This is a genomic window from Rhizobium sp. CC-YZS058 (assembly GCF_034720595.1).
Taxonomy (GTDB): domain Bacteria; phylum Pseudomonadota; class Alphaproteobacteria; order Rhizobiales; family Rhizobiaceae; genus Ferranicluibacter.
Genome location: NZ_JAYESJ010000001.1, coordinates 1,735,821 through 1,749,465, shown reverse-complemented (window position 1 = coordinate 1,749,465; position 13,645 = coordinate 1,735,821). Strand labels below are relative to the sequence as shown.

General features: G+C 64.0%; 13 protein-coding genes. 8 read left to right on the top strand and 5 right to left on the bottom strand.

Going from position 1 to position 13,645, the window contains the following annotated elements:
- Positions 1-36: 36 nt before the first annotated feature.
- From U8330_RS08295 to U8330_RS08275, 5 genes are all read left to right on the top strand, one after another.
- Entirely contained in the window at positions 37-1,062 is a 1,026-nt protein-coding gene (locus U8330_RS08295) for an amino acid ABC transporter substrate-binding protein (protein WP_323104728.1), read from the top strand.
- Positions 1,063-1,159: 97 nt separating this feature from the next.
- Positions 1,160-2,371, top strand: a complete 1,212-nt coding sequence (locus U8330_RS08290) for an amino acid ABC transporter permease (protein WP_323104726.1) — start codon at positions 1,160-1,162, stop codon at positions 2,369-2,371.
- Position 2,372: 1 nt separating this feature from the next.
- Positions 2,373-3,536 (top strand): amino acid ABC transporter permease, encoded by a 1,164-nt coding sequence (locus U8330_RS08285; protein ID WP_323104725.1) that lies wholly within the window; start codon positions 2,373-2,375, stop codon positions 3,534-3,536.
- A 30-nt stretch (positions 3,537-3,566) separates the two neighbouring features.
- Entirely contained in the window at positions 3,567-4,337 is a 771-nt protein-coding gene (locus U8330_RS08280; protein ID WP_323104724.1) for an amino acid ABC transporter ATP-binding protein, read from the top strand.
- 183 nt (positions 4,338-4,520) lie between these two features.
- Positions 4,521-6,239: a M10 family metallopeptidase gene (locus U8330_RS08275; RefSeq protein ID WP_323104722.1), complete on the top strand. Its 1,719-nt coding sequence runs from the start codon at positions 4,521-4,523 to the stop codon at positions 6,237-6,239.
- Between the two features lie 135 nt (positions 6,240-6,374).
- On the opposite strand, the gene U8330_RS08270 is transcribed toward U8330_RS08275, so the two are convergent.
- From U8330_RS08270 to cysG, 5 genes are all read right to left on the bottom strand, one after another.
- Positions 6,375-7,187 (bottom strand): ferredoxin--NADP reductase, encoded by an 813-nt coding sequence (locus U8330_RS08270; RefSeq protein WP_323104720.1) that lies wholly within the window; start codon positions 7,185-7,187, stop codon positions 6,375-6,377.
- 167 nt (positions 7,188-7,354) lie between these two features.
- On the bottom strand, positions 7,355-7,855 hold the full coding sequence (locus tag U8330_RS08265; protein ID WP_323104719.1) for a DUF934 domain-containing protein: 501 nt from the start codon (positions 7,853-7,855) through the stop codon (positions 7,355-7,357).
- A 1-nt stretch (position 7,856) separates the two neighbouring features.
- Entirely contained in the window at positions 7,857-9,530 is a 1,674-nt protein-coding gene (locus U8330_RS08260) for a nitrite/sulfite reductase (protein WP_323104718.1), read from the bottom strand.
- A 15-nt stretch (positions 9,531-9,545) separates the two neighbouring features.
- Positions 9,546-9,860, bottom strand: a complete 315-nt coding sequence (locus U8330_RS08255; protein WP_323104717.1) for a DUF2849 domain-containing protein — start codon at positions 9,858-9,860, stop codon at positions 9,546-9,548.
- Between the two features lie 13 nt (positions 9,861-9,873).
- On the bottom strand, positions 9,874-11,313 hold the full coding sequence (gene cysG / locus U8330_RS08250) for a siroheme synthase CysG (RefSeq protein WP_323104716.1): 1,440 nt from the start codon (positions 11,311-11,313) through the stop codon (positions 9,874-9,876).
- Positions 11,314-11,522: 209 nt separating this feature from the next.
- On the opposite strand from cysG, the gene U8330_RS08245 reads away from it, so the two are divergent.
- The 3 genes from U8330_RS08245 (at position 11,523) to U8330_RS08235 (ending at position 13,591) form a co-directional block, all read left to right on the top strand.
- On the top strand, positions 11,523-12,110 hold the full coding sequence (locus tag U8330_RS08245) for a nucleoside deaminase (RefSeq protein WP_323104714.1): 588 nt from the start codon (positions 11,523-11,525) through the stop codon (positions 12,108-12,110).
- 25 nt (positions 12,111-12,135) lie between these two features.
- On the top strand, positions 12,136-12,969 hold the full coding sequence (gene mazG / locus U8330_RS08240; protein ID WP_323104712.1) for a nucleoside triphosphate pyrophosphohydrolase: 834 nt from the start codon (positions 12,136-12,138) through the stop codon (positions 12,967-12,969).
- Between the two features lie 226 nt (positions 12,970-13,195).
- Positions 13,196-13,591 carry a DUF1236 domain-containing protein gene (locus tag U8330_RS08235; protein WP_323104711.1) on the top strand — a complete coding sequence of 132 codons (396 nt, stop codon included), beginning with the start codon at positions 13,196-13,198 and terminating at the stop codon, positions 13,589-13,591.
- Positions 13,592-13,645: the final 54 nt, after the last annotated feature.

Here is a 13,645-nt window from a genome sequence, read left to right as displayed (position 1 = left end):
GGACCAGGCGAAAGACAACAGAAAAAGGGTCTAAAAATGGCAAAAATTCTTCCTGCAGTGATTGGTGCCGCCGTGGTGGGGCTGGCGGCCCATGCTGCATCCGCCGGCACGCTGGACGACGTGAAGGCCAAGGGGTTCGTGCAGTGCGGGGTCAATGGTGCAAACCTGGCCGGCTTCGGCGCGCAGGATTCCTCCGGCAACTGGACCGGTCTCGATGCCGACCTCTGCAAGGGCATTGCAGCTGCCGTTTTCGGCGATGCGACCAAGGTGAAGTTCACCCCCCTCTCGGCCAAGGACCGTTTCCCGGCCCTGCAGTCCGGCGAGATCGACGTTCTGGCGCGCAACACGACCTGGTCGGCCAGCCGCGACAGCCAGCTCGGCTTCGATTTTCGCGCCATCAACTATTATGATGGCCAGGGCTTCATGGTGAAGAAGGAACTCGGCGTGAAGTCGGCGCTCGAGCTGAACGGCGCGTCCGTCTGCGTCCAGTCCGGCACCACCACCGAACTCAACCTTGCCGACTACTTCCGCTCCAACAACATGGAAGCCAAGCCGGTCGTCTTCGAAAAGCAGGAAGAAGCCGATGCGGCCTATGCCGCGGGTCGCTGCGACGTCTACACGACCGATGCTTCGGGCCTCTATTCGATCCGCCTGAAGATGAGCAATCCGGACGACCATATGGTTCTGCCGGAAATCATCTCCAAGGAGCCGCTCGGCCCGGCCGTTCGCCAGAACGACTCCAAGTGGTTCGACGTGGTCTCCTTCACGCACTACGCCATGGTGACCGCTGAAGAATTCGGCATCACCCAGGCCAATGTCGAGGAAATGAAGAAGTCGGCCAACCCGGACATCAAGCGCTTCCTCGGCGAAGAAGCCGATTCCACCATCGGTGCCGACCTCGGCCTGCCGAAGGATTGGGCCGTGCAGGTCATCAAGGCCGTCGGCAACTATGGCGAAGCCTTCGACCGCAATGTCGGCGCCGGCTCGCCGCTGAAGATCGAGCGCGGCCTGAACGCACTGTGGAACAAGGGCGGCCTGCAATACGCCCCGCCGATCCGCTAAGCTGCGATTTCGACATCGAAGGGCGGCTCAAGCCGCCCTTCCCCGTACGACCCGGAAAAACAAGAACACCCTGAAGGGTGAAGACAGGGGACATGGCATGGCAGTGACCGACGCCCGAAGCGGCGGCGGCGAGGACCGTTCGACGGTCTCGCTCCTCTATAATCCAGCGTTGCGCAATCTCGTCTACCAGGTGGTCACGCTGGTGGTCATCCTCGGCCTGATCTATTTCGCCTGGACCAATGTCGTGCAGAACCTTGCACGCGCCAACATGACCTCCGGCTTCGGCTTTCTCAACAGCCGTGCCGGCTTCGACATCGCCCAGTCCCTGATCGCCTATTCGAGCGACTCGACCTATTTCGAGGCGCTGAAAGTCGGGCTGATCAACACGCTGGTCGTCGCGCTCTGCGGCATCGTCACCGCCACCATCGTCGGCCTGCTGGTCGGCATCGGGCGGCTGTCGAACAACTGGCTGATCGCCCGGCTCTGCACCGCCTATGTGGAGATCTTCCGCAACCTGCCGCCGCTGCTCGTCATCTTCTTCTGGTATCTCGGCGTCCTCGCCCTGCTGCCCTCGATCCGCAGCATCTTCCAGAAGGTCAAGGACAATCCCGACGCCTTCTTCTTCATCAGCAACCGCGGCATCTATTTCCCCGCGCCTGTTCCGGGCGAAGGCTTCTCCGCGACGCTGATCGCCTTTGCCGTCGGCGTGGTCGCCGCGGTCGTGTTCTCGCGCTACGCCAAGGCACGGCAGTTGAAGACCGGCCAGCGGCCGCCTGTCCTCCTCGTCAATCTCGCCCTTCTCATCGGCCTGCCGCTCGTCGTCTTCGTGCTGACCGGCATGCCGCTGTCCTTCGACTATCCCAAGCCCGGCTCGTTCAACATGAGCGGCGGCATGGTGGTGGGGCCTGAGTTCCTGGCACTTTACCTCGCCCTGTCGCTCTACACGGCCTCCTTCATCGCCGAGATCGTGCGCGGCGGCATTCGCGGCGTGGCGAAGGGCCAGACGGAGGCGGCCTATGCGCTCGGACTGCGCAGCGGCCTGGCAACCCGCCTCGTCGTGCTGCCGCAGGCGATGCGGATCATCATTCCGCCGCTGACTTCGCAATATCTCAACCTGATCAAGAACTCCTCGCTCGCGGTCGCCGTCGGCTATGCCGATCTCGTCGCCGTCGGCGGCACGATCCTCAACCAGTCCGGCCGCTCGGTCGAAATCATCGCCATCTGGATGCTGATCTATGTCTCGATCAGCCTGGTGACCTCGCTGTTCATGAACTGGTTCAACGCCAAGATGGCATTGGTGGAGCGCTAAGATGGCCGAGAACCCGACCTCGATCGCCTATGTCCGCAACAGCTTCGTTGCGCCCGAGCCGCCACCCGAGAGCCAGTCGAACGCGCTCGGCTGGGTACGTGCCAATCTCTTTGCGACGCCGAAGGACGCGGTGCTGACGATCATCGCCGTGCTGGCGCTTGTCTATTACTTGCCCCAGGCGATCGACTTCCTGTTCCTCTCGGCCGTGTGGACCGGCGCGGACCGGTCGGTCTGCACCACGGCCGTCCAGGGCGGTATCCAGCCGGATGGATGGAGCGGGGCCTGCTGGGCCTATGTCGGCGACCGGTTCGTGCAGTTCATGTTCGGCTCCTATCCGCGCGACCAGCTGTGGCGGCCGCTGGCGGTCCTCGTGGTAGCGGTTGCCCTGCTCATCCCGTTCATGATGCCGAAGGCGCCGCGCAAGGGGCTGAACGCCCTCCTGCTGCTCGTTGCCATGCCGATCCTCGCCTATATCCTGCTGCTCGGCGGCTGGTTCGGCCTGCCCTATGTGGAGACCGCGCGCTGGGGCGGGTTGATGGTCACCCTCATCTTGTCCTTTATCGGCATCACCGTCTCGCTGCCGCTCGGCATCCTGCTGGCGCTCGGCCGCCGCTCGGAGCTGCCGGTGGTCAAGACCGCCTGCATCGTCTTCATCGAGCTGATCCGCGGCGTGCCGCTGATCACGGTTCTGTTCATGGCCAGCGTGCTGCTGCCGCTCTTCCTGCCGCCGGGCACGAATTTCGACAAGTTCCTGCGCGCGCTGGTCGGCGTCTCCATCTTCGCCTCCGCCTATATGGCGGAAGTCATTCGCGGCGGTCTTCAGGCCATTCCGAAGGGCCAGTACGAGGCGGCGGATGCGCTGGGCCTGAGCTATGGACACAAGATCACCTTCATCATCCTGCCGCAGGCGATCCGTCTCGTCATTCCGGGCATCGTCAACACCTTCATCGGTCTGTTCAAGGACACCTCGCTCGTCACCATCATCTCGATGTATGATCTGCTCGGCATCGTGAAGGCGAGTTTCGGGGACAGCAGCTGGAGCACGCCGGTCACGCCCTTGACCGGCCTGATCTTCGCTGGCTTCGTGTTCTGGATCTTCTGCTTCGGCATGTCGCGCTACTCGTTCTTCATCGAACGCCACCTCGACACCGGCTACAAACGATAGACAGTCATCGCACTGACAAGGGGAACAACCATGGCTGAGGCCGCCCAGAAACTCGCCGTTTCGACGACGGATGTCGCGATCGAAATCACCAACATGAACAAGTGGTACGGCGACTTCCACGTGCTGCGCGACATCAATCTCAAGGTGATGCGCGGCGAGCGCATCGTCGTCGCAGGCCCGTCCGGGTCCGGCAAGTCGACGATGATCCGCTGCATCAACCGGCTGGAGGAACACCAGAAGGGCACGATCGTCGTGGACGGCATCGAGCTGACCAACGATCTGAAGAAGATCGACGAAGTGCGCCGCGAGGTCGGCATGGTGTTCCAGCACTTCAACCTGTTCCCGCACCTGACCATCCTCGAAAACTGCACGCTCGCCCCGATCTGGGTGCGCAAGATGCCGAAGAAGGAAGCCGAAGAGATCGCGATGCACTTCCTCAAGCGCGTCAAGATCCCCGAGCAGGCCCATAAATATCCGGGCCAGCTTTCCGGCGGCCAGCAGCAGCGCGTTGCCATTGCCCGCTCGCTCTGCATGAAGCCGAAGATCCTGCTCTTCGACGAGCCGACCTCGGCACTCGACCCGGAAATGGTCAAGGAGGTGCTCGACACCATGGTGAGCCTAGCCCAGGAAGGCATGACCATGATCTGCGTGACCCACGAAATGGGCTTTGCCCGCCAGGTGGCCAACCGCGTCATCTTCATGGACCAGGGCCAGATCGTCGAGCAGAACGCGCCGAACGAGTTCTTCGACAACCCGCAGCATGAGCGGACCAAGCTGTTCCTGAGCCAGATCCTGCACTGACGGCTCCAAAAGGGGCGCCTGCATCGAGACGCGGCGACCCCGCAGATCGGCGGGGCGGAGCTTGCGTCAGGCAGGCGCGTCGGGCGATTCCGTCCGTGATCGGCGGGCAAGATCGGTCCTGCCGATTGATTCTGTCCGGCTCAGCCGACACTCTCGAGGCCTGATTCGCAGACAGGTGACACAATGAGCGGCACGACATCCACCACCATCCGGATTACCAAGACGGGCAATCCGCTCATCGATGGCGTGCTGGGTGCGGAAGCCTGGGCAGGGCCGAGCATTACCTATGCGATCCCCACCTCCGGCTCCGCCTATGGCTATGCGGGCGAGCCGCAGACATTCCGCGCCATTTCGGCCAGCCAGAAAGCGGAAGTGCGTTTCGTGCTGACGACCGCCAACGGCAATAGCGTTGACGACGGCTTCTCCGTCGAAGGCTTCACGACGCTTTCCATCCGGCAGGGGGCCGCGTCAACGGCAACGATCCGGTACGGCGCGAGCGACGCGCCGGAAACAGCCTATGCCTACTACCCCGGCGCCTATGACAGTGCCGGCGATGTCTGGTTCGGCAAGGATTATGATGGCTCGGTCTACGATCTGCGGCGCGCGATCCCCGGCAACTATGCCTGGCACACGCTGATCCACGAAACAGGCCATGCGCTCGGTCTGCCGCACGGACACGAGACCGAGTTCTTCGGCGCCCTGCCCCGCGCCTATGATTCCATCGAATTTTCGGTGATGACCTATACCGGCTATGTCGGGGACGCCGGAAAAGGCTATGCCTATGAAGCCTTCGGCGGGCCGCAAACCTTCATGATGGCCGATATCGCCGCCCTGCAGCGCATGTATGGCGCGGACTTCACCACCATGGACGGCGACACCACCTATCGCTGGACGCCCGGCAGCGGCAAGACGGTGATGGACGGCAAGGTCGCGATCGATCCCGGCGCCAACCGGATCTTTGCGACGATCTGGGATGGCGGCGGCCGGGACCGTTTCGACCTCTCTGCCTACAAGACCAAGCTGTCGATCGATCTCCGGCCGGGCGAATTCTCCCTGTTCAGCCACGCGCAGACGGCCGATCTCGGCGGCGGACCGAATGGCGGTCACGCCCGCGGCAATATCTTCAACGCCCTCCTCTATCAGGGCGATCTTCGCTCGCTGATCGAGGACGCGATCGGCGGGTCGGCCGGCGATCGGATGGTCGGCAATCAGGTCGGCAATGTTCTGTCCGGGCGCGGCGGCGCCGATACGCTGTTGGGCCTGAGCGGCAATGACGTGCTGATCGGCGGGGCCGGCGGCGACCGCTTGGATGGCGGCCTCGGCCTCGACACCGCCTCCTATCTCGGCAGCGGCGCGGTGACCGCCAGCCTCGCCCGCCCCGGTCTCAACACCGGCGATGCCAAGGGCGACAGCTATAGCTCGATCGAGTACCTGACGGGCAGTGCCTATGCGGACCACCTGATCGGCAACGGCGGCTCCAATCTCATCAAGGGCGGCAAGGGCGACGACCGGATCGAGGGCGGCGGCGGGGCGGACAAGCTGGTGGGCGGCGCAGGCGCGGACACGCTGACGGGCGGCGCGGGGGCGGACTGGTTCATCTACGAAAGCTGGACGGAGAGCCGCGTCAGCCCCTCGACCCGCGACCTGATCCTCGACTTCAGCGGCAGCCAAGGCGACCGCATCAACCTCTCCGCCATCGACGCCGACCTGAGCACCAAGGGCGTCCAGCATTTCGACTTCATCGGCACCAGGTCCTTTACCGGCAGCGCCGGCGAACTGATGGTCGTGAAGGAAAGCCGGGAAACGCTGGTCTATGCCGACCTGAACGGCGATGGAAAGGCCGAGTTCTCCATCGCCTTCGAAAGCGCGATCAGCTTCAAGTCCGGCTTCTTCATCGTCTGAGCCTGTTCAGCCGGAGCCTGATCGCTTCGGCGCAGGACGTCACAGCAGAACCACAGCGTTGAGCGCGCAAACGAGAAAGGGCCGGAGCGTGCTGCGCTCCGGCCCTTTCTCCGTGTCTTGACGACTGCCGATCGATCAGCCGACGAAGGCGCGCTCGATCACGAACTCGCCCGGCTTGTTGTTGGCGCCCTCGTTCAGCCCCGCCTCTTCCAGCAGCGTTTTGGTGTCCTTCAGCATCTCGGTCGAGCCGCAGATCATGCCGCGGTCGATGGCGGGATCGAAGGCCGGCACACCAAGATCGGCAAAGAGCTTGCCGTTGCGGATGAGATCGGTGATGCGACCGCGGAAGGGGAAGTCCTCACGCGTGACCGTCGCATAGTGACGCAGCTTGTCCCCGACGATCTCCGGCAGGAATTCATGCGCCTTGATCTCCTCGACGAGATCGAAACCATATTTCAGCTCCGCGACGTCGCGGGTCGTATGGGTCAGGATGACCTCGTCGAACTTCTCGTAGGTCTCGGGATCGCGGATGAGAGACGCGAAGGGCGCGATGCCGGTGCCGGTCGAGAACATATAGAGCCGCTTGCCGGGGGTCAGCGCATCCAGCACCAGCGTGCCGGTCGGCTTCTTGCGCATCAGCACCTGGTCGCCCGGCTTGATGCGCTGCAGATGCGAGGTCAGCGGGCCGTCCGGCACCTTGATCGAGAAGAATTCGAGCTCTTCGTCCCAGGCGGGACTGGCGATCGAATAGGCGCGGTAGATCGGCTTGCCTTCGACCATCAGGCCGATCATGGCGAACTCACCCGAGCGGAAGCGAAAGCCATCCGGCCGGCTCATGCGGAAGCGGAACAGCCGATCGGTATAATGGGTGACACTCGTCACGGTCTCGACGAACACGCCCGCGGGTGCGGTGGTGGCAAAATCCTCGGTCTTGGCCGGAGCATTCATCAGAAGTCTGGTCCTTCAGCTCACATCTTCGGGCGGCGCAGCGGCAGCGCCGCTTGCGGGTCATCCATGCGGTTATTCCAAACCGGCGCGGCTTGGAAGCAATGGGCTTCCAAATAAGCGATCGGGCGCGAAAAGTCGCCCCCGGGACGCCTGCTCATGAACGGGTCTCAGGAGACCCGGCGCCAGCTATAGGTTGCGCCTTGCGCGGCGGGGCGTACGGTCGGCTGATAATGATTGGCAATGCCGGGAAGCCGGCCCTCTTCCAACCGTGCAAGCGCGGTGGCGTTGGTTACGGCAAAACTCGTGATGCCACAGCGCAGCATATGCGGCACCTGGTCGATCAGCACATCGCCCACCGCCCGCACCTCGCCACCGAAGCCGAGCCGCGCGCGCAGCAGCGAGGCATGGCTGAAGGCCCGGCCGTCATTGAAGGCAGGGAAGGACAAGGCGACGAGCGCAATCCGGTCGAGATAGGGCTGCAGGGCCAGCACGTCATCCGCCGGCGCGATCAGCACGCCGAGCGACTGTTCGCCCGCCTCGGCCTTTTCAAGAAAGGCGGAGAGGCCGAGGATCGGCTTCTCGTTCTGTCCGGCCTGACGCTCCTCCGTCTCGATCACCCAGGGGTCGTCGCCGACGAAACCGGCTTCGGTCCAAATCCGTGCAGTCATCTCAGGCGGCTTCCTGTTCCTTGGCGCCATACAGCGCGTCCTTGAAGGGCTGCGGGCCAACCCGGCGATAGGCGTCCAGGAAGGTCTCTTCCCGGGACAGGCGCAGGCCGAGATAGGTGTCGACGATGGTCTCGACGGCGTCTGTCACCTTCTCCGGCTCAAAGCCCCGGCCGATGATCTCGCCGATCGACGTGTTCTCGTCGCCCGAACCGCCGAGCGTGATCTGGTAGAGCTCGGCGCCCTTCTTCTCGACACCCAGAAGACCGATGTGACCCACATGGTGGTGCCCGCAGGCGTTGATGCAGCCGGAAATCTTGATCTTCAGCTCGCCGATGTCCGCCTGGCGCTCCGCATTGCCGAAGCGCGTCGAGATCTCCTGCGCCAGCGGAATGGAGCGGGCATTGGCGAGCGCGCAATAGTCCAGCCCCGGACAGGCGATAATGTCGGTGATCAGCCCGGCATTGGCCGTTGCGAGCCCGCAGGCGACAAGACCGCGATAGACAGCCTCCAGATCGGCCAGCGCCACATGCGGCAGGATCAGGTTCTGCTCATGGCTGACGCGGATCTCGTCGAAGGCGTACTCCTTGGCGATATCGGCGACGGCGTCCATCTGCGCATCCGTGGCATCGCCCGGAATTCCGCCGATCGGCTTTAGCGAGATCGTCACCATGCCGTAATCGGGGTGCTTGTGGGGGGCGACGTTCTGCTGAACCCAGCGGGCAAACTCGGCATCGGCCTTCTTCCAGGAGGCAAGGTTCGCCCAGCCTTCCGGACGCGCGTCCAGCGCCGGCGGCGCGAAATAGCGCTCGATGGCGCGGATATCGGCGTCGGGCAGCTTCAGTTCGGTGTTCTTCAGCTGCAGGAACTCCTGCTCCACCTGACCGGCCAGCACGTCGGCGCCCGTTTCGTGGACCAGGATCTTGATGCGCGCCTTGTACTTGTTGTCGCGCCGGCCATGCAGATTGTACACGCGCATGATCGCGGTCGTGTAGGAGAGCAGGTCTTCTTCCGGCAGGAAATCGCGGATCTTCTTGGCGATCATCGGCGTCCGCCCCTGCCCGCCGCCCACATAGACGGCAAAGCCTAGGCGACCGGTCTCGTCCTTCTTCAGATGCAGGCCGATGTCGTGGACCTGGATTGCCGCGCGGTCACGCTCGGCGCCCGTCACTGCAATCTTGAACTTGCGCGGCAGGAAGGAGAATTCCGGATGGACCGAGGACCATTGCCGGAGGATTTCCGCATAGGGCCGCGGATCGGCCACCTCGTCGGCGGCGGCACCGGCGAAGTGGTCGGCCGTCACGTTGCGGATGCAGTTGCCCGACGTCTGGATGGCGTGCATTTCCACCGAAGCGAGATCGGAGAGAATATCCGGCGTATCGGCCAGCGCCGGCCAATTGTACTGGATGTTCTGCCGGGTGGTGAAATGCCCGTAGCCGCGGTCGTATTTGCGGGCGATCTCCGCCAGCATGCGCAGCTGCCGGCTATTCAGCGTGCCGTAGGGGATGGCGACGCGCAGCATATAGGCGTGAAGCTGCAGATAGACGCCGTTCATCAACCGCAGCGGCTTGAAGGCGTCTTCGGCCAGCGCGCCGGACAAACGCCGCTCGACCTGATCGCGAAACTGCGCAACCCGGTCGGCAACGAAGGCATGATCGAATTCATCGTAACGGTACATCGTCTCGTCTTTTCCTTAAGCCGCCTGGACCGGGCCGCGCAGGCCCTTGTAGCCGGGTGCATAATCGATCGTCGGACCTTCGGCACGGATTTTCTCGCGCAGACGAAGCGGACGGAGAATGCCGTCCTCCTCGACGATGTCGATCACATTCACATCGACGACCTTGTTGTCCGCAAAGGCCGTCTTGCCGGCCGCTTCCAGCGCTGTCACCGCTTCGGCATGGCGCGCCACGAAGGCATCCTGCAGCGATTCGACCCACTGGCCGCTGGCATCGAGCCAGACCGAGATGCCATCGGACAGGCGGTTGGCGGTCAGCACCTTCTCACTCATCGTCGTCCTCCTTTCAGATTTGCACCGCGGCAGCCATGTGTCGGGGCGTCGCAGCCCGCACCCGCGACAGCGGTTCCGAGCGCTCGAAATTGGCACCGGCGACGGCATCGCCGATGATCACCATGACCGGACCGCCGAGATCCTCGCGCATCTCGAGCCCAGGGAGTTCCTCGAGCGTCCCATGCAGAAGCCGGCGGTCGCCGCGCGAGGCATTCTCGATGACGGCCACGGTCGTGTCCCGGCCAAGGCCGGCCTGCATCAGCCGCATGGCGACGGAGGCGGCCACCGTGCGGCCCATATAGACGGCGATCGTCGCACCCGACACGGCCAGGCGCGCCCAGTCCGGCAGAACGTCGCCGGCAAGATCATGGCCGGTGGTAAAGATCAGCGAGCTCGCCACCCCGCGCAGCGTCAGCGGCAGCTCGAAATCGGCGGCAGCCGCGAAGGCGGAGGTGATGCCGGGCACGATCTCGTAGCCGACGCCCGCCTCCCGCAGCGCCGCCATCTCCTCGCCCGCCCGGCCATAGACGAGCGGATCGCCCGACTTCAGCCGCACGACGCGCTTGCCGGCGCGCCCGAGCGCGACGAGCAGCGCGTTGATCTCGCTCTGCGATTTCGAATGGCAGCCCTTGCGCTTGCCGACCGACAGGCGCTCGGCGTCCCGACGCCCCATATCGACAATCGCCTGCGGTACCAGCGCATCGAAGACGATGACGTCGGCTTCCATCAGCACGCGCTGGGCCCGCAGCGTCAGCAGATCTTCCGCGCCCGGACCGGCACCGACCAGATAGACCCGTCCTTCGACGTCGCTGCCGGCCTTCAACATGCGCGTCGCGGTCCGCCGCGCCTCGGAAATCTCGCCGGCCGCGACCTTGGCCGCGACGTCACCGGTAAAGAAGCGCTTCCAGTAGAGCCGCCGCGATGCGCCTTTGGGCAGGAGGTGCTCGACCGCCACCCGGTAGGACTGGGCAAGGCTGGCCAGGGCGCCGAGCGAAGGCGCCAGAAGCTGGTCGATCTGCGCACGGATCTGCTGGGCAAGAACCGGCCCCGCGCCTTCCGTGCCGATCGCCACGGCGACCGGTGCGCGGTTGACAAGCGCCGGCGTCAGGAAATCGCACCAGTCGGGCTGGTCCACCGCATTGGCCGGCACGCGTGCCGCGCGCGCGGCCGCAACAATCTGCCGGTCGAGCGCGACATCGCCGGTTGCGGCAAAAACCAACGTCGCGCCGGTCACCTGCTCGGGCGAAAAGCCGGCTGCAACATGGCGGATGCCGCGCGCCGTCAAAAAGGCGGCATAGTCCGGCTCCGGCGCATCGGAATAGGCGACGATCGCGGCCTGCGTGTTCAGCAGCAGCCGAACCTTGGCATAGGCCTCATCCCCATTGCCGAACACCGCCACGCATTTCTGCGCAACGCGGAAGAAGGCCGGGAAGACGGTCAGCTGGTCGGTCATGGGCGACGTGGGATTGTCCTGTTCAAGGTTGCGGGAGAATGCGCCAGGCGGCCACGGAATTGAAGAAACAGAAATCCGCAAGTGCCTTGCCGGATAAGTTCTTTTCCTCATCCTGCCCCCAATCGGAGCAAATGTCACCGCCTGCGCATTGCACCGCGGGGCAAAAGACCGGTAGAACGGGGCTTCCCCCGCGTCGGAGACCGCCCGAGATGTCCAACAGCGACCTTGCCGCCCGCCTGCTGTCCGTGATCGAGGACGACATTCTACCCCTGACGGAACGCGGGGTGGCGGACGGCAACAAGGTGTTCGGCGCCGCCATTCTGCGCAAGTCGGATCTCTCGCTCGTGCTGGCTGAAACGAACAATGAAACGGAAAACCCGCTCTGGCACGGCGAGGTGCATACGCTGAAGCGCTTTTACGAGCGCTTCGCCGAAACCAACACGAAGGAACTCGTTTTCCTGTCGACGCACGAACCCTGCTCCATGTGCCTTTCGGCCATTACCTGGGCCGGGTTCGACAATTTCTACTATTTCTTTACCCATGAAGACTCGCGCGATGCTTTCGCGATTCCGCACGACTTGAAGATCTTGAAGGACGTCTTCCGGCTCGAGCCAGGCGGCTACGCGCGGCAAAATGCCTTCTGGAAGAGCGCCTCCATCCGAGACCTGATCGACAGCGGCGATCCAGCCGCAGCGGCGGCGCTGAACGAGCAGGATGGGCGCATCCGCCTGCGCTACCAGTCATTGTCCGACGACTACCAGTCCGGCAAGTCCGGCAATGCGATCCCGCTCGCCTGAGCGCCTTACCAGAAGACGAGATGCCATGCAGCCTTCCCGCGAGATCGACCAGCTCCTTACCATCATGGCGGCCTTGCGGGATCCGGTAACGGGCTGCCCCTGGGACGTCGTCCAGACCTTCGAGACGATCAAGCCCTATACGCTGGAGGAGGCCTATGAGGTGGCCGACGCCATCGAGCGCGACGACATGGACGATCTGTGCGAGGAGCTTGGCGACCTTCTGTTGCAGGTGGTGTTTCATGCGCGCATGGCCGAGGAGGCCGGTGCCTTTGCCTTCGGCGATGTCGTCCACGCCGTCACCGCCAAGATGATCCGCCGCCACCCGCATGTCTTCGCCCGCTCCGAAGCCGATACGCCGGACGCCGTCAAGGCGCAGTGGGACAGGATCAAGGCCGAGGAAAAGGCGGACCGGCGGGAACGGCGCGCGCGGCGCGGCCTGCCGGACACTGCAAAGGGGTTCCTGGACGGCGTGACGAGGGCCCAGCCCGCCTTGATGGAGGCCCTGAAGCTGCAGCAGCAGGCGGCCAAGGTCGGTTTCGACTGGTCGGAGCCTGCTCCAATCCTCGACAAGATCGAGGAGGAAGTGGCGGAACTGCGTGCCGCGCTCGCCGAAGGGCGCCAGGAGGCCGTCGCCGAGGAACTCGGCGATCTCATCTTCGCCCTCGTCAATATCGGGCGGCATGTCGGCGCCGAGCCGGAAATGGCGCTCCGGGGTACGAATGCCAAGTTCCGGCGTCGTTTCCGGCATATCGAGACAGAACTGTCGGCTGCGGGCGAAACATTGGAGCAGGCAACGCTGGAACGGATGGAAGCGCTCTGGCAGGACGCCAAGGCGATCGAGCGCAGCCTGATCTCTTGATCGCCCACAGTGGCGGCTCAGCGCGCGGATCATTCTGACGAAGGTCCACGAAGTCACTAGCGAGAGTTGCATTTCATCTCCGAGCGCCAAAAGTTGCACGCTGCGTGTGCAGCGGCCGGCCTTTAGCAAAAAAATTGACGCCCTTTTAGGCATCCTCCTCTGTACGTTTGGAACATTCCGGCGGGACCGCGCATTGGTTGGCCATTACTAACCAAGGACCCGAACCATGAAAAAGCTTATCCCTGCCCTTACCATTGCCACCCTCGCCTTCGCACCGGCCGCCTTCGCTGACGGCGGTACGACCACCGGACTCGTTGGTGGCGCAGCCACGGGTGCCGTCGTTGGCGGACCGGTCGGCGCCGTCGTGGGTGGTGCCATCGGCGCCGTTGCCGGCACCGCCATCGATCCGCCGTCGCAGCGCGTCGTCACCTATGTCCAGCAGGCCCCGGCCCCGGCCCAGACCGTCGTCGTGGACCGCAGCATTGCCGTCGGCGAGCCGCTGCCGGAAACCGTCGTCCTGCAGCCGATCCCGGAAGAGCCGAACTACGCCTACACCGTCGTCGGCAACCAGCGCGTGATCGTCGAGCCGTCCTCGCGCAAGGTCGTGCAGATCATCCAGTAAGCTGTTCCCCCTCGGAACGTGGAAAGGCCTCCCTCGCGGGAGGCCTTTTCGTTT

Coding starts and splice junctions, on each gene's coding strand:
- U8330_RS08295 (WP_323104728.1), top strand. CDS start 37: ATGGCAAAAATTCTTCCTGCAGTGATTGGTGCCGCCGTGGTGGGGCTG.
- U8330_RS08290 (WP_323104726.1), top strand. CDS start 1,160: ATGGCAGTGACCGACGCCCGAAGCGGCGGCGGCGAGGACCGTTCGACG.
- U8330_RS08285 (WP_323104725.1), top strand. CDS start 2,373: ATGGCCGAGAACCCGACCTCGATCGCCTATGTCCGCAACAGCTTCGTT.
- U8330_RS08280 (WP_323104724.1), top strand. CDS start 3,567: ATGGCTGAGGCCGCCCAGAAACTCGCCGTTTCGACGACGGATGTCGCG.
- U8330_RS08275 (WP_323104722.1), top strand. CDS start 4,521: ATGAGCGGCACGACATCCACCACCATCCGGATTACCAAGACGGGCAAT.
- U8330_RS08270 (WP_323104720.1), bottom strand. CDS start 7,187: ATGAATGCTCCGGCCAAGACCGAGGATTTTGCCACCACCGCACCCGCG.
- U8330_RS08265 (WP_323104719.1), bottom strand. CDS start 7,855: ATGACTGCACGGATTTGGACCGAAGCCGGTTTCGTCGGCGACGACCCC.
- U8330_RS08260 (WP_323104718.1), bottom strand. CDS start 9,530: ATGTACCGTTACGATGAATTCGATCATGCCTTCGTTGCCGACCGGGTT.
- U8330_RS08255 (WP_323104717.1), bottom strand. CDS start 9,860: ATGAGTGAGAAGGTGCTGACCGCCAACCGCCTGTCCGATGGCATCTCG.
- cysG (WP_323104716.1), bottom strand. CDS start 11,313: ATGACCGACCAGCTGACCGTCTTCCCGGCCTTCTTCCGCGTTGCGCAG.
- U8330_RS08245 (WP_323104714.1), top strand. CDS start 11,523: ATGTCCAACAGCGACCTTGCCGCCCGCCTGCTGTCCGTGATCGAGGAC.
- mazG (WP_323104712.1), top strand. CDS start 12,136: ATGCAGCCTTCCCGCGAGATCGACCAGCTCCTTACCATCATGGCGGCC.
- U8330_RS08235 (WP_323104711.1), top strand. CDS start 13,196: ATGAAAAAGCTTATCCCTGCCCTTACCATTGCCACCCTCGCCTTCGCA.